General features: G+C 47.2%; 17 protein-coding genes. 5 read left to right on the top strand and 12 right to left on the bottom strand.

Features of this window, described 5'->3' with window-relative positions; translation table 11 throughout:
- Positions 1 to 8: 8 nt before the first annotated feature.
- The 4 genes from ACR6Z4_RS13125 to ACR6Z4_RS13110 form a co-directional block, all read right to left on the bottom strand.
- Positions 9 to 1,097 (bottom strand): MSMEG_0568 family radical SAM protein, encoded by a 1,089-nt coding sequence (locus tag ACR6Z4_RS13125; protein ID WP_479717729.1) that lies wholly within the window; start codon positions 1,095 to 1,097, stop codon positions 9 to 11.
- A 132-nt stretch (positions 1,098 to 1,229) separates the two neighbouring features.
- A complete protein-coding gene (locus ACR6Z4_RS13120; RefSeq protein WP_479717728.1) occupies positions 1,230 to 2,303 on the bottom strand; it encodes a Nit6803 family nitrilase in 1,074 nt (357 codons plus the stop codon).
- 30 nt (positions 2,304 to 2,333) lie between these two features.
- Positions 2,334 to 2,816 carry an MSMEG_0572/Sll0783 family nitrogen starvation response protein gene (locus tag ACR6Z4_RS13115; protein ID WP_479717727.1) on the bottom strand — a complete coding sequence of 161 codons (483 nt, stop codon included), beginning with the start codon at positions 2,814 to 2,816 and terminating at the stop codon, positions 2,334 to 2,336.
- Positions 2,817 to 3,167: 351 nt separating this feature from the next.
- Entirely contained in the window at positions 3,168 to 4,463 is a 1,296-nt protein-coding gene (locus ACR6Z4_RS13110; RefSeq protein WP_479717726.1) for an MSMEG_0569 family flavin-dependent oxidoreductase, read from the bottom strand.
- Between the two features lie 491 nt (positions 4,464 to 4,954).
- On the opposite strand from ACR6Z4_RS13110, the gene ACR6Z4_RS13105 reads away from it, so the two are divergent.
- Positions 4,955 to 7,300: a tetratricopeptide repeat protein gene (locus ACR6Z4_RS13105; protein ID WP_479717725.1), complete on the top strand. Its 2,346-nt coding sequence runs from the start codon at positions 4,955 to 4,957 to the stop codon at positions 7,298 to 7,300.
- Positions 7,301 to 7,394: 94 nt separating this feature from the next.
- Here ACR6Z4_RS13105 and ACR6Z4_RS13100 read toward each other — a convergent pair whose 3' ends face one another.
- Together ACR6Z4_RS13100 and ACR6Z4_RS13095 are read right to left on the bottom strand one after the other, a co-directional pair.
- Positions 7,395 to 7,628 carry an NfeD family protein gene (locus ACR6Z4_RS13100; protein WP_479717724.1) on the bottom strand — a complete coding sequence of 78 codons (234 nt, stop codon included), beginning with the start codon at positions 7,626 to 7,628 and terminating at the stop codon, positions 7,395 to 7,397.
- A 361-nt stretch (positions 7,629 to 7,989) separates the two neighbouring features.
- Complete coding sequence (locus ACR6Z4_RS13095; protein WP_479717723.1) at positions 7,990 to 9,768, bottom strand: hypothetical protein; 1,779 nt, start codon at positions 9,766 to 9,768, stop codon at positions 7,990 to 7,992.
- Between the two features lie 499 nt (positions 9,769 to 10,267).
- Here ACR6Z4_RS13095 and ACR6Z4_RS13090 point away from each other — a divergent pair, with 499 nt between their 5' ends.
- Positions 10,268 to 10,564 (top strand): hypothetical protein, encoded by a 297-nt coding sequence (locus ACR6Z4_RS13090; RefSeq protein ID WP_479717722.1) that lies wholly within the window; start codon positions 10,268 to 10,270, stop codon positions 10,562 to 10,564.
- 244 nt (positions 10,565 to 10,808) lie between these two features.
- Here ACR6Z4_RS13090 and ribD read toward each other — a convergent pair whose 3' ends face one another.
- The gene (ribD, locus tag ACR6Z4_RS13085) at positions 10,809 to 11,930 is read right to left on the bottom strand and encodes a bifunctional diaminohydroxyphosphoribosylaminopyrimidine deaminase/5-amino-6-(5-phosphoribosylamino)uracil reductase RibD (RefSeq protein WP_479717721.1); all 1,122 of its coding nucleotides are present in this window, start codon (positions 11,928 to 11,930) and stop codon (positions 10,809 to 10,811) included.
- A 1,195-nt stretch (positions 11,931 to 13,125) separates the two neighbouring features.
- Between ribD and ACR6Z4_RS13080 the strand changes: the two genes are divergently transcribed.
- Both ACR6Z4_RS13080 and ACR6Z4_RS13075 read left to right on the top strand, forming a co-directional pair.
- Complete coding sequence (locus ACR6Z4_RS13080; RefSeq protein ID WP_479717720.1) at positions 13,126 to 15,720, top strand: DUF5060 domain-containing protein; 2,595 nt, start codon at positions 13,126 to 13,128, stop codon at positions 15,718 to 15,720.
- A gap of 180 nt (positions 15,721 to 15,900) precedes the next feature.
- The gene (locus ACR6Z4_RS13075; RefSeq protein WP_479717719.1) at positions 15,901 to 18,354 is read left to right on the top strand and encodes a DUF5060 domain-containing protein; all 2,454 of its coding nucleotides are present in this window, start codon (positions 15,901 to 15,903) and stop codon (positions 18,352 to 18,354) included.
- A 71-nt stretch (positions 18,355 to 18,425) separates the two neighbouring features.
- Here ACR6Z4_RS13075 and ACR6Z4_RS13070 read toward each other — a convergent pair whose 3' ends face one another.
- The 5 genes from ACR6Z4_RS13070 to ACR6Z4_RS13050 all read right to left on the bottom strand — a co-directional run bounded on the left by ACR6Z4_RS13070 (position 18,426) and on the right by ACR6Z4_RS13050 (position 22,867).
- Positions 18,426 to 19,595, bottom strand: coding sequence for a DNA double-strand break repair nuclease NurA (locus ACR6Z4_RS13070; protein ID WP_479717718.1), 1,170 nt, complete (start codon positions 19,593 to 19,595; stop codon positions 18,426 to 18,428).
- 187 nt (positions 19,596 to 19,782) lie between these two features.
- A complete protein-coding gene (locus ACR6Z4_RS13065) occupies positions 19,783 to 20,490 on the bottom strand; it encodes a choice-of-anchor K domain-containing protein (RefSeq protein ID WP_479717717.1) in 708 nt (235 codons plus the stop codon).
- A 271-nt stretch (positions 20,491 to 20,761) separates the two neighbouring features.
- Complete coding sequence (chlP, locus tag ACR6Z4_RS13060) at positions 20,762 to 21,985, bottom strand: geranylgeranyl reductase (RefSeq protein ID WP_479717716.1); 1,224 nt, start codon at positions 21,983 to 21,985, stop codon at positions 20,762 to 20,764.
- A gap of 411 nt (positions 21,986 to 22,396) precedes the next feature.
- Positions 22,397 to 22,588 carry a hypothetical protein gene (locus tag ACR6Z4_RS13055; RefSeq protein WP_479717715.1) on the bottom strand — a complete coding sequence of 64 codons (192 nt, stop codon included), beginning with the start codon at positions 22,586 to 22,588 and terminating at the stop codon, positions 22,397 to 22,399.
- A gap of 93 nt (positions 22,589 to 22,681) precedes the next feature.
- Positions 22,682 to 22,867 (bottom strand): hypothetical protein, encoded by a 186-nt coding sequence (locus ACR6Z4_RS13050; protein WP_479717714.1) that lies wholly within the window; start codon positions 22,865 to 22,867, stop codon positions 22,682 to 22,684.
- An 89-nt stretch (positions 22,868 to 22,956) separates the two neighbouring features.
- Between ACR6Z4_RS13050 and nusB the strand changes: the two genes are divergently transcribed.
- The gene (nusB, locus tag ACR6Z4_RS13045) at positions 22,957 to 23,580 is read left to right on the top strand and encodes a transcription antitermination factor NusB (RefSeq protein ID WP_479717713.1); all 624 of its coding nucleotides are present in this window, start codon (positions 22,957 to 22,959) and stop codon (positions 23,578 to 23,580) included.
- Positions 23,581 to 23,817: the final 237 nt, after the last annotated feature.

Here is a 23,817-nt window from a genome sequence, read left to right as displayed (position 1 = left end):
TGAAACCCCTATTTTTCAAACGTAGAGAGCGCGGAACAAGCCCCACATTTGGCACATCCCGCATGGATATCAGCAGATGACATCCCGGATTGTTGCAACAACAGCCCCACTCGTTGATAGAGTTCGTACATGAAATCACTATCGGGTGCAGGATGATGAGCCAGGGGCGTATCGGTAATCGGCACAAAGGGCACGACAAAGGGATAAACACCCAACTGAATCAGGCGATCGCAGGCTTCTACTAAGGTTTCCAGGCTATCTCCTAAACCCGCTAACAAGTAGGTACTAACCTGCCCCCAACCAAAGACTTGAACAGCTGCCGCAAATGCTTCATAGTAATAGCTCAACGGCACAGTCGCTTTCCCCGGCATAATCTTGGTTCGTACGTCTGGATCAACAGCTTCCAAATGCATCCCCAAGCTATCAATGCCAGCCGCTTTCATCCGCTCAAACCAGATGAAGTCATCCGGAGGCTCACACTGAGCTTGAATCGGCAGGTTCACCTTCGCTTTGATGGCTTTGGCACATTCAGCCAGGTAGGCAGCCCCGCGATCGCTGGTATTGGGCGTTCCCGAGGTCATCACCATATGCTTCACCCCATCTAACCGCACTGCCGCCTCTGCAACTTCTGCCAGTTGGGCTGGCGTTTTACGAGCGATGGTGCGATCAGCGTCGAGAGATTTTTCGATGGCACAAAACTGACACGCCGTTGCCGGATCACGATAACGCATACAGGTTTGCAAAACCGTTGTTGCCAACACATCATGACTATGAAGTAGGGCAATTTTAGAGTACGGAATGCCATCAACCGTTTTTAAGCTATAAAACTGGGGCTGTTTGGGAAAATAAATCGGAGCGATCGCCTGATGGTCTCGTTCTAATGCAATCTGTCCTGTTACGCGGTCTACACTGGCATGATAGGGAGACTGCACAGCCGTTCCCGTAAATACCGGAATCATCACTGTTGTATCACCGACCGTAACCGCCTTGTGGTCAGAAGGTCCGGCACCACCTTTGCGACCATCAGCCCCAACATTTTGCTCGACTAGCTTCAGCCCATGCGACTGGAGTTCTGTGATTAATCGTTGTTTATCCATATGGAGTTAGAGACGCGATCAATCACGTCTGTAGGATTTAGGTATCTGTAAACACGCGATGAATCGCATCTGCACGATTCGGGCGTAATTCATCATGTTTGTATGAATTATGGTTGAACTTGTCGCAGAGATTCAGGGTTTAGAGGTCGGATTGGAACGCTCACTATCTACGATCAGAGATGCGTTATGAGGTTGAATAGAAACTGGGTACGATGGGGGATCGATCGTGCCTGATAGATCGGTTTCAGTGACGTCTCTTACAATTTTGACAGCAGGATCACGACTCATTACCGTCTGCGCTTGCATATTGACCTGCAATTGCAGCAAATCAGGTCGAGCATAGTGACCCACCGCATCCATCATCCGCTTACGTTTGGTGATCAACGAAATGTCTAAATCTGCGATCGCTATGCCTTCGCCGTCCGTAATCGGAGTACAGAGGTGAGATCCTTCGGGGCTAATAATGGCAGTATTACAGCCCCCACTTAAGACTCGTTGCAGCGTTTCATCTGGTGTAATTTGCTGAACTTGTTCAGCAGACAGCCAACCCGTTGAGTTGACAACAAAACAACCCGATTCTAAAGCATGATGGCGAATGGTAACGTCGATTTGATCCGCAAAAATTTGCCCGACCATTGAACCCGGAAACTGCGCACAATGGATTTGTTCATGCTGTGCCATCAAGGCAAACCGAGCTAAGGGATTGTAATGCTCCCAGCACGCCAAAGCCCCCAACTTACCAACCGCCGTATCTACAACATGCAAGCCAGAGCCATCCCCCTGCCCCCAAACCATGCGTTCGTGATAGGTCGGTGTCATTTTACGACGCTTCAATACCAGTGTGCCATCGGCATCAAACATCAACTGAGTGTTATACAGTGAGCCATGATCACGCTCATTCACACCCAGCACCACTACCACACCATAAGAACGCGCCGCCCGACTCACTGCATCCGTGACCGGCCCCGGCACAACGACCGCTTCCTCATACAGCCGCATATGCTCTTTGCCCATCAGTACGGGCGGTTGCACAAACGAAAAATAAGGATAGTAAGGAATGATGGTTTCGGGAAAGACCACAAGTTGCGCCCCGGCTTTGGCAGCATTGGCGATCGCCTGTAATACTTTTTCGGTGGTTCCATCTCGGCTAAACAAAACCGGACTGAGTTGTACGGCTGCGGCTCTAATGATGTGTGAGGAAGTCATAATCAGGTGCCAGGTGTGAGGAATAAGGATTTACAGCGTCCAGGTGTCGAGAATAAAGGCTCCATCCTTGCGATGAATCAAAACTAAATCCAATACATCAAGAGGATTGATTGGGCGAATCCCTGGAATCAAAGAAGGTTCACCATGACCATAGAGAGCTTGCAAGGCAAAGCGACACGCATAAACCTTGCCCCCTTCCGACATAAACTTGGTGAGCTGATCATTAAAGTTTTGATGCCCCGGAAACGCTGCATCTCCTAACTTAGGAAAGCCCCGTTGGACGCCCAATGTGACACCAGGACCATATAACAAAATTGACGTTTCAAATCCTTTCCGCAGCAAGCGAGTTGCCTGAAGCATATTGACCAGACCAATCGATCCTTCAAAAGCAACCGTATGAAACGTAACCAGGGCTTTTTCACCAGGTTCTGCCTGGACGTCTGGAAACACTTTTTCTTCGTAATCGACTAGAAAATCTCCGGTTTTATAAGCGGGGAATGATACTTCAGGCATGATGTTCTCCTTGATATGATTTGTCGCCAAAACGAACGCTACACATTGCAATCGTGCTGAAAGATTAAGGGCTAGTCATCCGGTCTTTTGTATCTCCTACTACGAAAGCTTGAAGTCTGGCATTAAAGCTAGGGGCGATCGCAGCAATGACTACTTGATATCTGAATCACATCCTGGCGATCGCTTTTTATCGATTTACCCCTATCGATTTCGACAGGACAGAAAACAATCATCGTTTGATAGCACTTCGCATCTGGATAGATTACGGGTGTTGCGTGAGAGCCACGCACGCTCACAACAACTTGTACTTCACACCCTTGAGAATTGCTATATTAAATCCATGATTCTAAATCACGACCCTAACAAAAACTCATTGACAACACTCCAGGCATTAGACGATGCCACAGTCTTGCGGGCTGCTTTGCGAGTTGTAATGTAATCTGCTAAATAATACGCATCTCTGGCCACCCCCGAAAAGCGTCCCGAACCCCAGGTATAAAGCCACGGCAAGCCCAAGAAATAGAGTCCCCAGACGCTGGTCACACCCCGCTCGTGACCGGGATACCCTTTGCCATCAAATACAGGTACTTCAACCCAACTAAAATCAGATTTATATCCTGTACACCAAATCACAGCCCCAATATCAGCAGCAGCATAATCAAGTGATTCCATAGGTGTTTCAGGTTGCCACGCCGGATGATAGGGCGGTTCTATCGGTGCATCTAATTGATGCTTTTCGATAAACATGTCGATGGTTTGTTTGATACTTTCAGCCACCGCATCTGCTTGATCCAGGTTTTCTTTTAAGTCATCCCAAAATTCAAGGTGTCCATTTCTGATGGTTTTCAATCGCCCATATAACTTCATTCCCTCTAAAGCAAACTGGCGCAAATCAATTTCACGCCCACCATCCCGACCTGTGACATAGTGATTGGCTTTGGCTCTGACTTTATCTTTTTGAGGATGCTCATTGATCGATAAGTCGTAGTAGCCCATTTTATCGAGCCAATCCACTACATCCTTACCTCGATATCTGCGCGGCGAACGAGGTGCCCCACCCACACATAAATGCACCGTTTTACCTGCTAAATGCAAGTCTTCCGCAATCTGACAACCCGACTGTCCTGTCCCCACAACCAGCACCGCTTTATCGGGCAGAGATTGGGGATTTTTGTACTCCGATGAATGCAATTGCACCATATCGGCAGGAAGGCGTTCTGACAGAGAAGGAATTTTAGACGTATGGTAACTACCCGCCGCAATCACAACTTGATCAGCGGTGTAATCGCCTAATGAAGTGGTCACTTCAAAGACATCCAATGATTCATTTCTACAAATTTTCAGAACGGCAACGCCTTCTTTGATCGGTGGATCGAAGGATTTGGCATAGTCTTCAATGTATTGGACGATCGCATCTTTTTGCATGAATCCTTGTGGATCATTCCCCGGATAGGGAAACCCCGGCAAGTTGCATTGCCAGTTGGGCGTCACTAAACAAAAAGAATCCCATCGCTTTGACTGCCAAGCATAGCCAATGTTTTGTTTCTCAAAAATAATGTGGTCTAACCCTCGTTCTTTCAAGCAGTAGCTCATGGAAAGTCCGGATTGACCACCTCCGACAATGATGACCGAATAGTGATTTGTCATTGACTCACCTCCTGCTTGCTTGGGAATGTCTGCAAGATTAAAGGGTGGTCAAGCTGGGGTTTTGTATCTCTTAATACGAAAGCTGTAAGTCTAACAATAAGATTAGGGGTGCCGGACAGGAAAGTTTACTTGTCAGCAAATAATAAATGTTAATCCTCTAACACCTATCTAAATGGATGGGATGGGTATTAGTGCGATCGCCAGACTCTAGCAGTAACGGACTGAATAAGCCTCAAGGTTCATTGTTGAAAGCGCGGCGTTGCTGCGCTTTCAACAATGAACCTCTGGGTTTTATTTAAGTTGTGCTTCTCATCAGGACTCAGCAATTCATTGATTTCTTCCGAACGACAAGAAAATCAGTCACAATATTGATGGTGATCCTCTAGAGCTGTTGCTAATTTTTAGGAAATGCTCGCTCCGCGAGCTTTGCCAAAAAGTTAACAACAAAATTGAAGCACTACCAATCTTTCGAAGTTCATTCACCGACAGCAATGACTTCTCCCAGACGAAACCGTGCCCGTATCCTTACTGCCGATGGATTAAAGAAACTCCAGGTTCGGATAAAGCAGTATGAGCATGAAGAAAATGCTGGGTCCAAATATACGCTGGAAAAATTGGGAGAATTGACAGGACTCGATCCAGAAACCGTCAAAAACGTATTGGAGCGTAAAGGCTCAGACCGAACTACCATAGAACGCTGTTTTATGGCGTTTGAGTTGCAGTTAGACGATAGCGATTTGATCGTCCCGACTTCCAAAAATATAGTTCAGTTCGACCCTAATTTTGTTGGTCGAGAAGAAGCGATCGCTGATCTCAATGCATTAGTCAAACAGCAAACCAAAGTCATTGTTATACAAGCACGAGGCGGCGTTGGCAAGACTACCCTGGCACGCAAATATCTCTTGCAAGAATTTGGTTCTTACGTAGAATTTCCCATTGCCAAAGAAACTAAAGATATTGCCTCGATTGAAAGCCTGCTCGAAGAAAAGTTGCGGCAGCTTGGCGAAGAGCCCGGACGAGAGTTTATGGTGTCTTGCGATCGCCTCAAACGCAAACTGCAAAGCGATCGCATTGGTATCCTAATTGACAACCTCGAACCCGCCCTCGACTCCAGCGGGAAATTCATTGAACCTCACCGTCGCTACGTTGAACTGTTGCGCGTTCTCTCCGACCCCACCGTTCAATCTACCACCCTGATCACCAGCCGCGAACGCCTCCGAGAACCAGCGATCGCTGTCCAGCACTATGGGTTGAAAAGTCTGGACATTTCCGCCTGGAAAGCGTTTTTCCAGAGCCGTAACCTGCATACAGATACCCCTGCTCTTGCCACTCTGCACTATGCCTATGGAGGCAATGCCAAAGCAATGGATATTATCAGCAGTGCCATCCTGGAAGACTTCTCTGGCAACGTCGAAGCCTACTGGCAAGCGAACCAGGAGGACTTATTCATTGAGCGAGACTTGGAAGATTTAGTCACAAAACAGTGCGATCGACTCCAACAACTTGATCCAGATGCTTACAAGTTGCTCTGTCGAATGGGTTGCTACCGCTATCAAGATGTCCCGACCGTACCCATTGAAGGATTGTTTTGTCTTCTGTGGGATGTGCCAGAAAACCGCCATCGACGGGTAATTAAAGCTTTGCAAGATCGCTCACTAATTGATTTTGAGAACGAAGAGTTCTGGTTACATCCGGTGATTAAGACAGAGGCAATTATCCGATTAAGATCTAAGCCTGATTGGATTCTAACTAATCGGTCGATAGCATATTTTTGGGTCAATGCAGTCGATATTATCATCACTATTGAAGAAGCATTAAGCTTTTTTGAATCTTATTTTCACTATTTAGAAATTCATGACTTTGAAGCAGCTTGTGGAGTAATCATCAAAAAAAAGCGTTCTAGATGGGAGTGGTACAATCTTGATGGTGGAGAGGCAACGTTTAACTCATTTCGAAGATTGGGCTTATCTCAAAAAATCACCTCATCCATTAATCAAATAATTACCAAAGTCGTTGATAGTTATTCTCTTGGATATCTATATCTTAGCTTAGCTCAAAATTACTTAGTATCTGGACAACTTCACCAAGCAATTGAAGCATCTATTCACGCAACCAAATTCACCATAGAATGCCTGAACAGAGAAACAAATTTAGAGGAAAACGATCTCAAGAAAGAGGAGTTTAGTTTAAATAGAAATTTGTTGGCTATTCTAGTAACTCAAGCCATATGCTACTTAGATTTACTGGATTTTGAAGCAGCAAGGAGAATATTTGAGGAAGTAATTTCGTATGCCAGAGAAACAGAGCAATTAAATTATGCAGTTGAAGGATTGTTTGGCTTGGCATTTATATGCTCAAGTACAGATGCTCAAAGGGCAAAAGAATTAGTTGATGAAGCTTATATTCAAATAGAGAATAACTCATTACTTCTAAGCGAGTGGTGTGTAGGTCATCGTTTTCTATTTTTAGGTTTAACCTATAAAAACATTGGAATTTTTCAAAAAGCATTTGAGATGTATTATGAAGCTATCTCGTTTGCCAAAGAATCTAGTTACATCCAAATTCATGCTAAAGCTTTGACTGGCTTAGCAGAGTTATATCGAGAAGAGGGAAAAACTAATCAGGCACTTTTAGAGAACTTAAAAGCAATAGAAATTTTGAGTAAACTTGAAGCAAGGTGTGATTTAGCTGAAGCTCACTATCAAATTGGCTTAACTTATAAAGCAATAAGCGAAGTTGAAAAGAGTAATGAAAACTTTCAAGAAGCGATTCGACTGTTCAGTGAAGTGGAAGCACCAAAGCAAGTGGAGAGGGTGAGAAAGTCAATGCAAAATTGAAAATTAAACTTTAAGGGAAAGATGGATACGTGTTATTACTCGAAAAGCATTGAGAGAATTCTGGGAAGCCCATGGTACTCCTCAAACTGGACTATCAGACAGCCCAGTCCATCGGCATCACCAGTAACGTATTTCCTTCTCTACCCACGATCGCAACCTGTTCACCCGGATTAATCGGTGCCTGGTTTTGTACTTGATAAAATCGGGCAGACCAGGACGTTCCTTCAAAGGCAACCCAACCTTTTTGGGAAAGGGCGATCGCTTCTTCGACTTTGCCAATGCCTGTATATTGAAATAGTTCAATGCTGGGGGCAATTGTGAAACTCATCTCTTCACCTCGCGTCATAATTGGGTGTTGAGCTTAGTTTCAATTGACCATCGGTTTTCAACCAGGGAAAAAGCGGGAGTTAACGCCGAACTTAGAACTTTACAAATCTAACCTGAAAAAACTTGATATCTCGACCTTCCAGGCTTATGGGAGAATGACCTGCAATTACAAGCGACTCCCTTAAAATCGGGAAAAACGGCTTATCTTCCGCATCATTGAGATTTAATATCCGGTACCCATTTGCAGGTATGAGCTTAGCATGTGGGTGAGTTCCTTGCCCTTAAGAGCCACTATAAACAGTTGATTCTTCGTGCCTTCAGGCACGAAGAATCAACTCTTATAATCGCCGTGGGGATAGGGTTTAGGCTGTAATGAAGTCCACAGACGTGATGCGGGTCGCACTTACCCCTAACACAATGGCTAGTTGTTCTCGTCCGACATTAATCAAGGTGTTGCTGCCCCGCTGACTGATCGTCAGATCAGCGAAACTCAACCCACTACCCAACACAATCTTGTCTTGCCGATCTGCAAAATCGACAATGGTATCTCGTCCTTGCCGCCGTTTGAGGACAAAGCGATCGCGTCCACTGCCCCCAATCAGGCGATCGCGTCCTTGTTCCCCATTCAACTCATCACTACCGCCACCGCCATTCAAAACATCGGCTCCGGTGCCCCCTTTGAGGTCGTCATTGCCCGCTTCACCCAATACATTATCAACTCCGGCTCCACCCTTTAAGGTGTCACCGCCACTACCGCCATAGAGGCTGTCATTACCATTGCCAGCGGTCAATGTATCGTTGCCAGCGCGACCCAGCAAATCATCATCGCCAGCCAGTCCAAAAATGCGATCGTTCCCGTCCAAGCCATCTAAACTATCGTCGAAGGGGGTGCCAATCAACCGATCATCACCGCTTGTCCCTAACACCATCGTCGCCTGAAATCGTTGGGCAAATACCCCATTACCGTCGCCATCGAGAGCATCCGTATTGCTCCAGGCAACCACAAACTCACCGTCTGGATTCATCGCAATGACGGGAGAATATTGATCGCCTGTGGCATTGCGGTTGACCTTAAAGCTACTTCCCAGTCCCGATCCATTGCTGGTAAACCGTTGAGCGTAGAGGTTTTCTAGATAATCTGACCAGGTAACGGCAAAGTTGCCATTGGCATCGATCGCCACATCGGGGGTGAACTGAATGCCAAAATCAACAGTGTTGACGGTAAATTCTGATCCACGCTGGTTGCCCAGGCTGTTAAACCGTTGTCCGGCAATGCCATCATTAGCCCCATCATTATCTTCCCAAACAATGACAAAATTACCGTTTGAGTCCATTGCGATCGCCGGATTCAGCTGTGCATTAATGGTGGACGTATTCACCTGAAATTCCGTCCCCTGCTTCACTGCCGTTGCATCAAACCGTTGAGCAAAAATACCGTAACTATCATTGTCAACTTCTTGTCCATAGCTAACCCAGGTAATGGCAAAGTTACCATTGGCATCGATCGCAACATCAGGCGAATTCTGGTTATCGTCAGTGGTTGTGTTGACGTCAAATGCACTTCCTTGAGGAACACCATTGCGATTGAAACGACGAGCATTGATATTTCCCAATAAATCAGAGAAAAAGCGCCAGGTAATGACAAAATCCCCATCCGCATTCATGGCGATCGCCGGTTGATCAATATCAGTGCTAAAAAAAGCAGGGACTGAACTGCTAGGAAAAACAACCTGGTCGCGATCGGCTAAGAATTCTGCACCCAGAGCCACTCCCGCACTGTTAAATCGACGAGCATAGATACCATTTTCATCCCGAGTTGTACCTGTACCCCCATCAATCACAAAAGGGCGACCAGCATCGACCCAGGCAATCACAAAATTTCCAGCCGCATCCATGGCAACTGTTGGTTCTGCTTGATTGCCGCTGGTAAACGTATTGACCCGAAACTCGCTGCCTAAAGGATTACCATTGCTGTCATATCGCTGCGCATAAATGCCGCTACCCTCGCCATCTTGCTCTTGACTTTCCCAAACCACAACAAAATTGCCATTGGCATCTGTGGCGATCGCTGGAGAATCCTGATTATTGGACGTGAATGTATTCGCTCTAAATTGAGCACCAACAGTGGGGGCACCTGCCATCGTTCAACTCCATTCTTCAAACATTTCTGTACCCCATTCTTCAGGTTAATCGCCCGAGTTTCCGCATAGTTTTGGAGCAGCGAATAGTATGGGAATACGCGCTCAGAAGCGACATGGTGATGGATCAAGACGCTTTGCTTGGTGCCGTTTTTTAAACCATTCCACAAAGCAAAATGAGAATGATATGGCGATCTTATTTGATTTGTGAACCTGATCAGTTGTGAGAGCGCCCACCCTTCGGGCGGGCGCTCTCACAACTAATTTAGGATTACTATACTTTTTATACCCCTGTGCAAGTTGATTCAGTACGGTGTTGTGGGAGGATGCGACCAGCACAACTCAGTCACATCCCGTTATCCTTCTCGTAAGGTTTTCTACGTTTCGGCTGAAATCTAACGTTAGAAGTAGATGATTAACCTTGATTTATGCCCTCAGAGATAAGCAGATATCTATAGAAGTTTGGCAAATTTTAGGTACCAACTCGCCGGGAGACATTTACATGAAATTAAAGTACCTGATTTTACCGTTGTTTCTGGGTACAGCACTAATTGTGGGTGCCTGCCAAACGCCAGAAGATAATCTCGATAATACGCCTGACACAGAAGATCCAACGTTGCAAGACCCGGCTGGAGTACCGGAAGATTCCACCGTGCCCGAAGATTCCACTATGCCCGAAGATTCCACCATGCCTGAAGATTCTACAATGCCTGAAGATTCCACCCTGCCCGATGATTCAACATCAGATCCTGATATGGTGCCTGGTGAATCTCCAACGGTAGCACCAACAGCTCCTTAAAAGAGGCTCCTTACAGCATTAAAACCCATAATCTTTTTGGGCAGAGTGCGGCTCCGCCGCACTCTGCCCAAAAAGGTTAGGATCGTGGATTTAATAAACCCGGACGTTTATTCTTGGAAGCGCGGCTCCGCCGCGCTTCCAAGAATAAACGTCCGGGTTTTAATTAATTTGTGATCCTTAGTCACGTTATTTTGATAAAGACCTTAACTACAAGTGCATCAAATGCAGAAGCTTGGGGGCGGTTTTATTCCTTCTGGGGCATAGGTGCCATGTTTGTAGATTCGGGTGTGAGATACCCTTCTACCAGTAGATCTGAGCCAAGCGATCGCCATCGTATATTCTCTAATACCAATGCTTGCGTCATTTGGGTATAGCCCAAATCCCCGACTGGAGACGGTGCAGTCGAGCCACCAATAATCTTGGGTGCAATGAACGCTAATACTTTTTGAACGCATCCCTCAGCGATCGCCTGTGCAGCTAACTGCCCACCACATTCCCACAACACCGATAGTAAATTCCGGTGGTATAAATTTTCCATGACAGCGGTTGGTGTTAATTCAGGCAGCACTATCACCTCAACGCCGTGTTGAATCAGGATTTTTTGCATGTCAGAATTGCTACCCGTCTGCGTAAATACCAGAGTTGGAGCAACATCAGTCTGCCAGAGTTGAGCTTGAGTGGGTAGGTCTAATGAGCGACTCATTACCACCCGCAAAGGATTATGTGCCGTGACGCCATGACTGGTCAGCAACGGATTATCCTGACGGACGGTGTTACCGCCGACAATAATAGCATCGCATGCTGTTCGTATTTCATGGACAACTCGACGCGAATCAGGTTGCGTGATCCAGGCACTATGTCCGGTTGTCGTCGCAATCTTGCCATCTAACGTCATGGCATACTTCAAAATACCAAATAGACGACGATGCAAAATACGATGGATAAACGCTTCGTTTAACCGACGACACTCTTCTTCTTCTACGCCAACCGTTACGTCAATTCCTGCGTCTCGCAACCGGGCAATGCCGGAACCCGAGACTTGAGGATTGGGGTCAATCATCCCCACCACTACTCTGGCAACACCCGCCTGGATCAACGCATCGGCACAGGGAGGAGTTCGTCCGTAGTGACTACAGGGTTCTAAATTCACATACACCGTGGCACCATGAGCTGACTCTCCGGCAGCACGCAACGCAAACACTTCTGCATGAGGTTGCCCTGCTTTGGGATGAAACCCCTCGCCAATCACTTGCCCTGCTTTGACAATAACCGACCCCACCAGCGGATTGGGGGCAGTCTGTCCGTTTGCCTGTCGAGCTAGTTCCAGGCATCGCTGCATAAATCTCTGATCAGATGAAGAACTCATGAAGAAGGCGATCGCATCTCCGTATAGATTGCGTATAAATTCCGTAGGAATACTGAAAGTGAATTTAATTTCATAAAAACTTCATAAAGTTACCAAAAGATTAAATTGTCGATATTTTCGTTCGTAAAGAGAGTCAGCCCATATCCAGCAATAGTTTTAGAAAATGTCTAACCATCGTGGGACGACATTCATAATTATAAAGTTTTAATAAAGTCTATCGTTAAGCTCTATCCAATCATTATTTCTTTCTGATATCAAAGCTATTCTGGACTAGAGATTTCACGCAATGGATGCGAATCAAAAATGCCCCACTTTACTTACCATTGTTTGGCTCAATCTTTAATGGGTAGACGACGGGTTTCCAGGCAAATTCTCCAGGACTTGCAGGCAAAAACAAAAATACCCTGGCGACTAGGGAGTCGTCCCATTTAACATGTTTAATCACCTTGCCAATTGTAGAGGTTTGCGGGTCTATCCAACACGAAGGATGAGGACGAAGGGGAATTCCTTTTATCAGGAATAAAGTCCCTCACACGCTCTTTTTAGACATAGAGTGGGAGTGTTGAGAATTGGTATTACACCCGAAAACGTTGGCAATGGTTCGGAAGTTTTCTTTTTAAGTACTGCTTGTTACAAGTAGGGTTCAAACATGAAGGGGGATGGGGGATGCAGCATCGACCAGGGGCACTGCCCTTTGCACTTCCCGTTCTAACCCCCAGTAACCTGTCGGAAAAATAGCTTTGCTCCCCCCTCCAAAACTTTCAATTTGGTGGACTAGTGGGTCGCTTGTCATGCATACCGCTATTTTTGCCCTCGCCCTAAATTCCCTCTCCATGGGAGAGCAACTTTCAATCTTCAAAAAAATTTGATGCTAACGGGTTTCAGGTTGGAATCCTCAAATCCTTTAGGGGGCATAGACTTTGAACAAAGATGTTCGAGGTCAATTAAGGATTTTTTGCCCATACTACGCCCCCATGTCGAGTCAACACAAACCGAGTTATACCAATGTTTTATGAAGCTGCGCCAAAATAGAACCCCCTGTAGTCCCTCTTGCCAAAGGGACGGCGACAGCCGGGGGTTAAATAAGACGCATCTTTACATTCAATTTGGTATGAGAACCCCACTTAAACTCAAACCGCTAAAAGCAGTCCAATTCGTTGACGTACTCTGATTATTTTTTTAGAGGATAAATCTTATGCAGCCAGTCATTAACGGTGAACGCAAGCAGTGGCATCGGATTGACTTGACCTTTGATGGACCATCGACCAGTGAGACTGCATCTGACAATCCGTTTCTCAATTATCGCCTTGATGTTACATTCACCAATGGCAACAAAACCTACGTCGTTCCCGGCTACTATGCAGCAGATGGCAATGCGGCTGAAACCAGTGCATCAAGTGGCAATAAATGGCGTGTTCACTTTACGCCCGATGAAGTCGGTAATTGGACGTATACGGTTTCTTTCCGTCAAGGTACAAATGTTGCCGTGAGTCTTGATCCAAATGCAGGAACACCCGTTTCGTTTGATGGAGTGACGGGCACATTTGCGATCGCACCCACCGACAAGACAGGAACCGATTTCCGTGGGAAAGGGCGATTAGAGTATGTCAATGAACGCTATTTACGATTTGCCGAAACGGGTGAATATTTCATCAAAGGCGGAGCCGATAGCCCCGAAAATTTTCTTGCCTATTATGAGTTTGATAACACAATCGATACAGGGGGAAGTGACAATGATTTAACGGATGGGTTACATCGGTACGCACCCCATGTAGCAGATTGGCAAACGGGCGATCCGACCTGGCAGAATGGTGAAGGTAAAGGCATCATTGGAGCCCTCAATTACCTCGCCAGTGAGGAGATGAATGCGGTTTATTTCCTCACCTACAATACGGATGGTGGAGACGGTGGTGATGTGTTCCCGTGGATCGATCCGACTCAACGCACTCGGTTTGATGTCAGCAAGTTAGAGCAGTGGGAAATCGTCTTTTCCCACATGGATGCCTTGGGTTTGATGCTCCATGTTGTGACTCAAGAAACAGAAAATGACCAAGCCTTGGGTGGCTTGAGTCCTGAACGGCAACTCTATTATCGGGAGTTGGTGGCTCGCTTCGGGCATCATCTGGCAGTGCAATGGAATTTAGGCGAAGAAAACGACAATACAGAAGCAGAACGGATGAGTTTTGCTGACTACATCCAAGCCGTTGATCCTTACGACCATCCAATCGTCATTCACAACATTCCCTGGGAGTATCAGTCAACGTTCAACCCGCTCATGGGAGATACCAGTGTTGACGGAGCTTCATTCCAGATCGCTAAAGATGATACGTCTTCCGCCAACAAGTCTCATGACAGAATTTTAGAAATCATTAATAACTCCATTGCTCAAGGGCGACCCTGGATTGTAACGTTGGATGAAATTGGACCTTACGAGGAAGGCGTCCTACCCGATTCTGAAGATCCCAACCATGATCGTCCCCGCAAAGAAGACTTATGGGGATCGTTAATGGCAGGTGGAGCAGGCGTAGAGTGGTACTTTGGTTATGACTATCCAAATTCAGACTTAGATTCAGAAGATTGGCGTAGTCGAGATCTCATGTGGGATCAAACCCGATACGCCTTGAATTTCTTTCAGACCTACTTGCCCTTTACGCAAATGCAGAGTGGGGATGGATTAACAACGGCAACGAATGACTATGTGTTGGCTAAGCCAGGTGATATTTATGCAATTTATCTACCCGATGGTGGAACAACCAATCTGTCGTTGCCCACGGGTAGTTATCAGGTGAGTTGGTTTAACCCACGTACAGGTGGGACATTGCAATCTGGCTCTGTCAACCAATTGACCGGCGGCAGTGCAGTTTCTATCGGTCAGGCTCCCAGCGATATCACGCAAGATTGGGTGGCATTAATACGCAAAAATAGACGCCCTACAGCCACATTGAATGCGTCTGAATTAGTTGCTCAAGACGGTGATGATAACGCTTATACCTTTACCATAACTTACGAAAATAATGTTTTAATCGACGTCTCGACCTTGGATGACAATGATGTTCAGGTAACGGGTCCCAATCAATTTAGCCAGGTTGCCAGGTTAGTTGATGTCGATTTCAGTGCCAATGGCACACCTCGCGTTGCCACCTATGCGATCGCCCCTTCAGATGGCTCCTGGGATGCCAGCGATGAAGGCACTTATCAAGTTTTGATCCGTCCTAATCAAGTTGAAGATACTGAGGATCAAGCTGTTTTAGGGGGTGCCATTGGCGATTTTCAGGTCGATATTACAGGGTCTAGTACGGACGGCGAGGGTCAGGCGGGGGGCGATCACGATATCAAAGGAACCAATCAACGCGATCTCATCCGAGGCACCCCTCAAAAAGATACGCTGCTGGGTCTGGGCGGCAATGATACGCTGTTGGGTTTAGGCGATCGCGATCGTTTGGTCGGCGGTAAGGGACGGGATCGATTGGTCGGAGGGCGTAGTCACGACGTCCTTTCTGGAGGTGCAGGTGGCGATCGCCTGATGGGGGGCAGAGGCACAGACGTCTACCGGGGAGATGGCGGAGCAGATGTGTTTGTTATCGGTGCGTATCAGGGTAGAGATGTGATTGTCGATTTCCGTAGCGGCGTTGATCAGATAGATTTAGCCAGCGATCTAACCTTTACTGATTTGCAGCTAATCCAACGAGGAAAAAATGTCTTGATTATGGTTGATGACAACTCGCTTGCCTTACTCAAAAATATAGACGTTAGTCAACTAACTGCTGCCGATTTTATCAACCCAACCTGATGACAGTTATAGCCATCGAGGGGTTGATGAAGACAAAGGTTGTGTGAGAACCCGCGCGGAGCTCGGGTTCTCACACAACCTCCTGATTTAACTGTCTCGACGGTTGCTATATAGGGTAAGAAGCCTTGCTCCGCAAAGCTCTCAGGCAATAGTCTATCCTTCATGCAATTGAGAATTGCCGTGTCTAGTGAATGTCGCCAGATTTATCGACTTTTTTCAAGAGCGCATTTATTTGCACTCAGCCTGATTTTTGTGATCTCGATGCAAAACCTGGGTTGTGTGCCACAATTCCTTGCCTCGCAAACGGATGCAATCGCCTGCTCCGATGCAAAAGCAACCCCGACAACTGATGTCGTTCGATTGGTAACGGGAAGTGCTGCTCTGCAACCTACACCGCCTGTGATTGCCAACCTGATCTCTTCTTCGCTGATTCGCATAGAAGCAGAACAGACCACGCTCTCTCACTATCGTATAGAACCCAATGACGTTGCGTCTAATGCCAGTTTAATCAGTCTTAAAGGGGTTAATAGTGGCACGCTGGGAACATCATCATTTGATTTTTCAGGAGAGTCGGGTACCTATGATATTTATCTCGGTTACTTTGATGAAAACGATGGCATCGGACGGTTACAGGTTTTTGCCGACGGACAGGCGATCGCAACATTAAGCCTTAATCAAGACTTAAACAGTGCCAACCCCGATAGCCAAACCTTGATTCGTCAAACTATTGCCACTAACGTTGCGCTAACGCATGGAGCAGCCTTTCAAATACGTGGAGTTGGCAATTTAGGAGACTATGCGCGGATAGACTATATCGAGTTTATCCCCGTCAATTCTCTACCCACATCCACACCTACACCTGTACCCACGTCCACACCCACGTCTTCAGACGTGACGATCGACGGAGAATTACGAAAATGGCATACAATCAACCTGACATTTGACGGACTTCAGACCAGCGAAACGGATACCAATAATCCTTTTTTAAACAATCGTCTGAACGTAACATTCACCTGCGGCAACAAACGCTATATCGTTCCGGGATACTATGCCGCCGATGGTCAAGCGTCTGAAACCAGTGCGACCAACGGTAATCGATGGCGCGTTCACTTTACCCCTGACCAAGCAGGCACCTGGACGTATTCTATTTCGTTTCGCCAGGAGGCGAATGTGGCGGTGAGCCTTGATCCGAATGCAGGTACCTCCACGGAATGGGAGGGTGTGAGTGGTTCTTTTACGGTAGAAGACAGTCATAAAACAGGGCCAGATTTTCGTGCAAAAGGGCGGTTGAACTATGTGGGCGATCGCTATCTTCAATTTGCAGAAACCGGGGAATATTTTCTGAAAGCGGGTGCGAATAGTCCCGAAAATTTCCTCGCCTATGACGAGTTTGATAACACCATCGATAGGGGTGGAAGTGATAATGATTTAACAGGTGGCTTACATCACTATGCACCCCACATTAACGATTGGCGAGCCGGTGATCCGACCTGGCAAGGAGACAAAGGCAAAGGGATCATCGGCGCGCTCAATTACCTTGCCAGTCAGACAATGAATGCGGTCTACTTCCTCACATACAACACGAATGGAGGAGACGGCAGCGACGTTTTTCCGTGGATTGATCCGGCACAACGGACTCGGTTTGATGTCAGCAAATTAGCTCAATGGGAGATTGTCTTTTCCCACATGGATGAGTTGGGTATAATGCTGCATCTGGTGACCCAGGAAACTGAAAACGATCAGGCTCTCGGTGGTCTCAGTATCGAGCGAATGCTATATTACCGCGAGTTAGTGGCTCGCTTTGGGCATCATCTGGCAGTGCAATGGAATTTAGGCGAAGAAAATACTAACACCGAAGCAGAAAGACTCGCATTTGCCGACTACATTCGGGCGCTCGATCCCTATGATCACCCGATTAGTATTCACACCGTTCCCTGGGAATATCAATCGACTTTCCTGCCTTTAATCGGAAGTGCCGTAGAGGTGGCATCCTTCCAGATTGCCAAAGACGACGATAGTTCTCCACAGAAAGGACACGATCGCATTTTAGAAATCATCCGCGCCTCAGCGGAACAGGGACATCCCTGGGTCGTGACCTTAGACGAAGTGGGACCCTATGACATTGGCGTTGCTCCAGATTCGGTTGATGCCAACCACGATCGCCCGCGCCAAGAAGACTTATGGGGCACATTGATGGCAGGGGGTGCCGGGGTGGAATGGTATTTTGGCTACGCCTATGACCATGATGACCTGGATGCCGAAGATTGGCGGAGTCGCGATCGCATGTGGATTCAGAGCCGATATGCCCTTGATTTTTTTCACACCTACTTGCCGTTCTGGGACATGCAAAGCGCAGATGATCTGACCGCTGCCACCGATGATTACGTATTCGCCAAACCTGGAGAAATATATGCCATCTACCTACCTAAGGGTGGCACAACCAATATTTCCTTGCCCAATGGACGCTATACAGTGCAATGGTATAACCCCCGCACAGGTGAGGCTCTCAGCGATGGCACGATCTCTAATCTATCGGCAGGAGACTCAGTTGCCATTGGGCTACCTCCAAGGGATACCGCTCAAGATTGGGTTGCCTTGATTCAAACCACAGCATTACGTACTCAGAGTGAATAAATCCCTAATTGTATGGAAGCGCGGCAGAGTCGTGCTTCCATACAAGGGCGATGTGGCGCAAAGCGCCATAGTTATCTGCGTCTGACTTTGCTGACCATTTTCCGAGACAGACGTAGATTCAGGTCTTCTGCTTCCGCCCATTCTTGCAAAATTCGATAAAATGCTTGGCGATCGTCTGCTTGCAACACAGCCGTTTGATCCGCCGTTTCAATCACATAGGGATACCCGCTGCCAATCACAATTTCACCCCGCACCCAGTCTAAAACGCGGTTGTGCAATCCCGCTTCATACATCCATAGGGGCATTTCTAAACGAGCCGGGTAGCTGTCTCGATTAGTTTTGAGGTACGTGAAAATTACTTGGTTATGTTGCTCTTCGTAGAGGTCTAAAATACCCGCCCGCTGACACTGAAACATCGGGGTGCGATCGCCCCATTCCATGGCCTGATTAACTAACCAGGCATCTTGCACCGCTTTCGATTCGCCCAGGTCAAACACTTTCTGTAGCATGCCTGCCAAATCTTGAGCGTAGCTAGTGTCAATATAAGCCACCAGAGGCACGCGATGCTTTTGGCTCGTGCGCAAGAGCTTTAGCAAACAATCAACATAAAATTTCTTACTGGGCGCATCAAAAACATCAGCAAAGGTGGCGACCAAAGAACCATCCAGAAAAACCAGGACATCTGTTTCTTGGGAATGCGCTTCCATGTATTCAACGAGACGATCGATTTCCATCTCAAACCGCCGCATACTCACACGTCGGTCAACCGGCTCGCCACTGTCACTCACCTGCAAATCTTGGGGCGTCATCACATCCAGCCGGATGTCTTTTTCATAATCGCCCGTCGAGAGATGGGGATTTTCAAACCAACCAATTTGCACCAGGGCAATCGGGATAGACAAATCCTTACTGGGATAAATTTGCGATCCATCTACGGCAAACGTGGTAATACCCATCAGGCGATCGCGTACCCAGGCGAGGCTTTGTTCTCGGCTTTGCCAAACTTGATTGAATGCAACAATACCATCCGGTGCTTTGCTCAACGGTTCCAGGGGTCGCGCGCCTAAATCTTTGGGGTGCTTTGCGACCTTTGCGGCAAAGTTTGCATCCGATAGGCTCAGTGCCTTTTTCCAGGCTTTTTGGTAATCGTGTAACTTCTGCAATGAGTCCTGATTAAAACTCGTAAACTCTTCACGCTTTGCATTGAGGAGGTCGCGAATTTGAGAAGGTTTAATGGTCATGGTAAGAGGAAACAGGATGGCATCTTGGCATTTCACTATTGTTGCAAGGAATGCTACATCCGGTTGTAAAGTCAGGCTGAAATCACAAAAACAAGTTTGAATAGCATCGCAACCATCGAGATGGTTAAATCAGGAGGTTATGTGAGAACCCGCGCTCCGCGCGGGTTCTCACAGCAAAACTGGGACTTTAATTTGATGATGTCAACCGTCGAGATCGAAGAACAGTCAACACACCGATGAGCAATAACCCTGCCAACGATTCGGGTTCTGGTACCGGGCTAATACGCCCATACAGTGCGGCAGTCGTGGTGGCATCTTCCAAAACGCGAAATTCTGTTGCTGGGGTCGAGCTACCGGGTTGAATAAAGCCAATTAGCGACAGGGTGTAACGGTCATCCCCTATTTGAAAACGGCGATCGCTCGTCCCCTGAATAGGATAGACAAAATCGGCATTGGCATCTGGATCAGCCGATACGTTAGGAGTACTGACCAAATCAAACTCAAACCCAAAGGTTTCGCTGAATCCTTCGGCTCCAGAAAACGATAACGTTACATTCAGCGGCACAGAGTCAACCACCGTTCCCGCATAGGCAGTATGGTTGGCATAGGTTAAGCTGCCCACTTGAAACAGCACATCCAGATCCGTCGTAAAAGGATTGCCCACAAAAATTAGTTGGTTGGCATTCACCCCATCGACGGGGGTACCCCAGGTAAACGTATTGGTATTGACTCCAGAAAATTGCGGCGAAGCATTGCTACCCAGATCGGGGGTTGCCCAAACTCCCGTAGAGGTGCCTGTAAATGTGGCTGCCTGTGCCCTATCGGCAACATTCAGCACGACTAAAGGGGCGATCGCGGTGAGCCATGCTAAAGTCTTGAGCGCGTTACCTGCCATTGGCACCTCCAGTGTCAATCCACTTTAGATCAAGGGACAAAGACTCATACCGTTTTCCTATGAAGGTGCGCCAAATTGAAAGAGGGGTGAAGGGGGCAACGCCCCCTTCGTGGGGGTTTTACCCCCACACCCCCTCTTAGAAAGTTGCAGCTCCATATTCAATCAGTATCAGATTGATGCAATTTGTGCGAAGACTATTCATAAAATTAGCACCAGGCTTTGACAGCCCGGTGCTAATTTTTACAAAAGAAATCAATTCTGCGGTAGACGCTTAGGGTGCTAACGCATTGCCACGCAGAAGACTACCAATGGTCTTCGCTGTAATTTTCAGCTGCACCAGTGGATTTGCAGGCACAACGGTTTTATACAGATAACTGTCAAACGTCAGCTTCTGAACATCGATATCAGCGCACATTTCCACGAAGGCTTCGCGGGTTGCATCCGACCGATAGAAGACCGTTTGCAGCAGATCCAGGACTTTGTAGGTAATCCCATACATCTTGTCCCAGCGCTTGATATAGACCTTGAGATCATCTTCAGTGGGAATGCGATCGCCATTTCTAGAAAATTCCACAATGGCTTCAGCACACATCCGTGCCGACTTGGCGGCAAAGTAAATGCCTTCACCGGAAGACTTGGTCACCGTGCCAGCGGCATCACCGACCAACGCCACCCGACCCACAACACGACGAGGTCTGGGATGTTCTGGAATGGGATGGGCTTCAACTTTGATGATTTCTCCGCCTTCGAGACGTTTTGCAGCACGGGCACGAATGCCAGCTTGCAGCTTTTTGATCTCAGACTTGTTAACTTTCATCGTGCCCGTGCCGACCGCGACGTGGTCATATTTGGGGAATACCCAGGCATAAAAGTCCGGTGAAACATCATCACCGACATACATTTCTGCCAGGTCTTCGTAATATGCCATTTTGTCTTCGGGCAACCGAATGCGTTCCTGGAAGGCGATCGCATAGTTGTAATCCCCGGCATCAATCGCTTTGGCAATCCGAGAGTTTGCCCCATCCGCGCCGATCACCAGATCGACCTGAAGAGTTTTAGCCTCCCCTTCCACACTGCCATTTGAATGATCGGCATAGTGGAGTGTATAGGGATCGGTGTTATTTGAGGGAATATCTAACCCATACACCGTGCCGTTAATCAAGTGAGCACCAAGCTTATGGGCGCGATCGCGCAAGAAACCGTCTAGCACTTCCCGTCGGCACATGCCGATATATTCATCGTCTTTGAGTGTGCTGCCAATATTGACCTCGACATTCGAAGGCGAGATCATCTTCATCTTGCGGACACGGCGATCAATAATCTCTGGGGGGAGATCAAATTCGCTCACCATGCACAGGGGAATTGCCCCACCACAAGGTTTAGCATTATCTAACTTGCGTTCGAATAAATAAGTTTCGATTCCAGCTTTTACTAACGTCTCAGCAGCGGAAGAGCCTGCCGGACCCGATCCAACAACAGCAACCCGTAGTGCCAAAGGTGTCTCTCCCAAATCTTCAATGTGACAAACAACCGATGCACAGTAAAAAATCTATGCAAAAGATTGAAGTATTTCAATTAACCTCACAGGAGGTCTAAAGCATCGTATCACGCAGTTTTAGACCTCTTGCTAGATCAACTCGGAGATAGGGCTAAATTGAAACAGAGCTTAACAAGATCAGGAAAAGTTAACCAGAAGACACCCATTCTGCTGGAGCCAATCTCGATTCAGGTGTATGGTTCTACGCAATCCAGTTAGAACATTAGGGGGGTGGGGGCACCGCCCCCACGCAGGGGTTTCACCCCTGCACCTCGTCTTAACCCTAATGCGTACCGCTATAATTGAGAGCGCTCGACGGCTCCGCCGTCGAGCGCTCTCACAAAATTAGGGTTTATTAAATCCCCAGTTTTAAGCTTGAGCCTGGAGAAAAGAGAGTCTGGGCAATGTATGGATCAATCTGGCGAGTTCATCGAGATGAATGAAGGGCTTGCTGATGAAGTGCGCATTTTCCACCCAATAAAAGCATTCATTGTCTGACAAATCTGCTTTAAGCGTGCAACCTCGCTCTTGAGCCAATTTAAAGATCTCTGCTGTGCCCATTTCTAAATTTCTCCTGACTGATCGGCAACCTGGGTGAAAGGGACTGTTTTCACTGGACTGTACTAATTCTTTTCTTTTTCTTTCGATTTCTCTTCAGTACTTCTCTTGAAACTTGTCAGATAGTTGACCATCCATCCCCGTGTGATTCAGCAAAACCACAGGGCTACCCGTAAAAATAGGGGGGTCTGGGCAATGGCAATAGGGCGATCGCCTGTATTTCGCCAGTTCTTGTCCGTAGCAGTGCTGCCGGTTTTCCAGGCGACAGCGGTTTTTATCCACACGCTTCCATTAACAAGCTATTGTGATTGTCATCTGGGCAACTAGGTTGCTAGGATATCTGAGTTTATCAAGAACCTTGTCAATTGATTATGCAAGCTCGCCGTATTGCCCGTGAACTAGCTCTTTTGAGTATTAGTCAACTGCCTGCTAATAAAGAAAAAGTGCAGACACAACAATTGCAAGATGTTTTATTGGCAGCTGTCAAAACCTTGATCAGTGAGGTGCAAGACACATTAGAGACTGCCGCCGCAGAATTGGAACGAGGCAGCGATCGCCTGTTGAGTAGCGAAACCCGCGCGATCGATGTTCAGAGTTCGAGAGTGATGGTCAAAGAAGCGATTGAGCTAACCCAAAGTGCTATCAATCGGTTTGGTACGGCTCTGGAATTACCGGAGTTAGTCCAAATGGCAAACCAGCGCGAGACGCGAGACTATACTTTGGAATTGCTCAGCGGCATCCGCGACAACAAAGACGAGGTCGATATTCTCTTAAATGAAGTCATGGTCGATTGGCAACTGCATCGTCTGGCACGAATTGATCAAGACATTTTGCGCATGGCAGTCACAGAAATTCTATTTTTAGGAATTCCCGAACGGGTGGCAATTAATGAAGCGATCGAACTGGCAAAACGCTACAGCGGCGATGAGGGACATCGTTTTATCAACGGGGTCTTGCGTCGGGTGAGCGATCACTTAGAATCACAAATTAATTAAAACCCGGAAGTCTATTTTTGGGAGCGCGGCTCCGCCGCGCTCCCAAAAATAAATCTTCGGTTTTATTAAATCCATGATCCTTACAAAATCATTCATTGGTATAAATTTGCAGGTGAACCCGACGGGTTCACCTGCGTTGCTAATGTTGGGGAAGAATTTGACCGTGAACCCTTCGGGTTCACGGTCAAATTCTTCCCGAGATTAAGCCATGCGCCCATTCAAACTCATCCCCAAAGC

This window comes from Calyptranema fuscum S582, from assembly GCF_055793305.1.
Note: the sequence above shows the minus strand (reverse complement) of the source record. Positions and strands in the feature narration are given on the sequence as shown.

Bases quoted from the DNA above. Each gene is read 5' to 3' on its own strand.
- ACR6Z4_RS13125 (WP_479717729.1), bottom strand. From the start codon at position 1,097: ATGGATAAACAACGATTAATCACAGAACTCCAGTCGCATGGGCTGAAG.
- ACR6Z4_RS13120 (WP_479717728.1), bottom strand. From the start codon at position 2,303: ATGACTTCCTCACACATCATTAGAGCCGCAGCCGTACAACTCAGTCCG.
- ACR6Z4_RS13115 (WP_479717727.1), bottom strand. From the start codon at position 2,816: ATGCCTGAAGTATCATTCCCCGCTTATAAAACCGGAGATTTTCTAGTC.
- ACR6Z4_RS13110 (WP_479717726.1), bottom strand. From the start codon at position 4,463: ATGACAAATCACTATTCGGTCATCATTGTCGGAGGTGGTCAATCCGGA.
- ACR6Z4_RS13105 (WP_479717725.1), top strand. From the start codon at position 4,955: ATGACTTCTCCCAGACGAAACCGTGCCCGTATCCTTACTGCCGATGGA.
- ACR6Z4_RS13100 (WP_479717724.1), bottom strand. From the start codon at position 7,628: ATGAGTTTCACAATTGCCCCCAGCATTGAACTATTTCAATATACAGGC.
- ACR6Z4_RS13095 (WP_479717723.1), bottom strand. From the start codon at position 9,768: ATGGCAGGTGCCCCCACTGTTGGTGCTCAATTTAGAGCGAATACATTC.
- ACR6Z4_RS13090 (WP_479717722.1), top strand. From the start codon at position 10,268: ATGAAATTAAAGTACCTGATTTTACCGTTGTTTCTGGGTACAGCACTA.
- ribD (WP_479717721.1), bottom strand. From the start codon at position 11,930: ATGAGTTCTTCATCTGATCAGAGATTTATGCAGCGATGCCTGGAACTA.
- ACR6Z4_RS13080 (WP_479717720.1), top strand. From the start codon at position 13,126: ATGCAGCCAGTCATTAACGGTGAACGCAAGCAGTGGCATCGGATTGAC.
- ACR6Z4_RS13070 (WP_479717718.1), bottom strand. From the start codon at position 19,595: ATGACCATTAAACCTTCTCAAATTCGCGACCTCCTCAATGCAAAGCGT.
- ACR6Z4_RS13065 (WP_479717717.1), bottom strand. From the start codon at position 20,490: ATGGCAGGTAACGCGCTCAAGACTTTAGCATGGCTCACCGCGATCGCC.
- ACR6Z4_RS13055 (WP_479717715.1), bottom strand. From the start codon at position 22,588: ATGGGCACAGCAGAGATCTTTAAATTGGCTCAAGAGCGAGGTTGCACG.
- nusB (WP_479717713.1), top strand. From the start codon at position 22,957: ATGCAAGCTCGCCGTATTGCCCGTGAACTAGCTCTTTTGAGTATTAGT.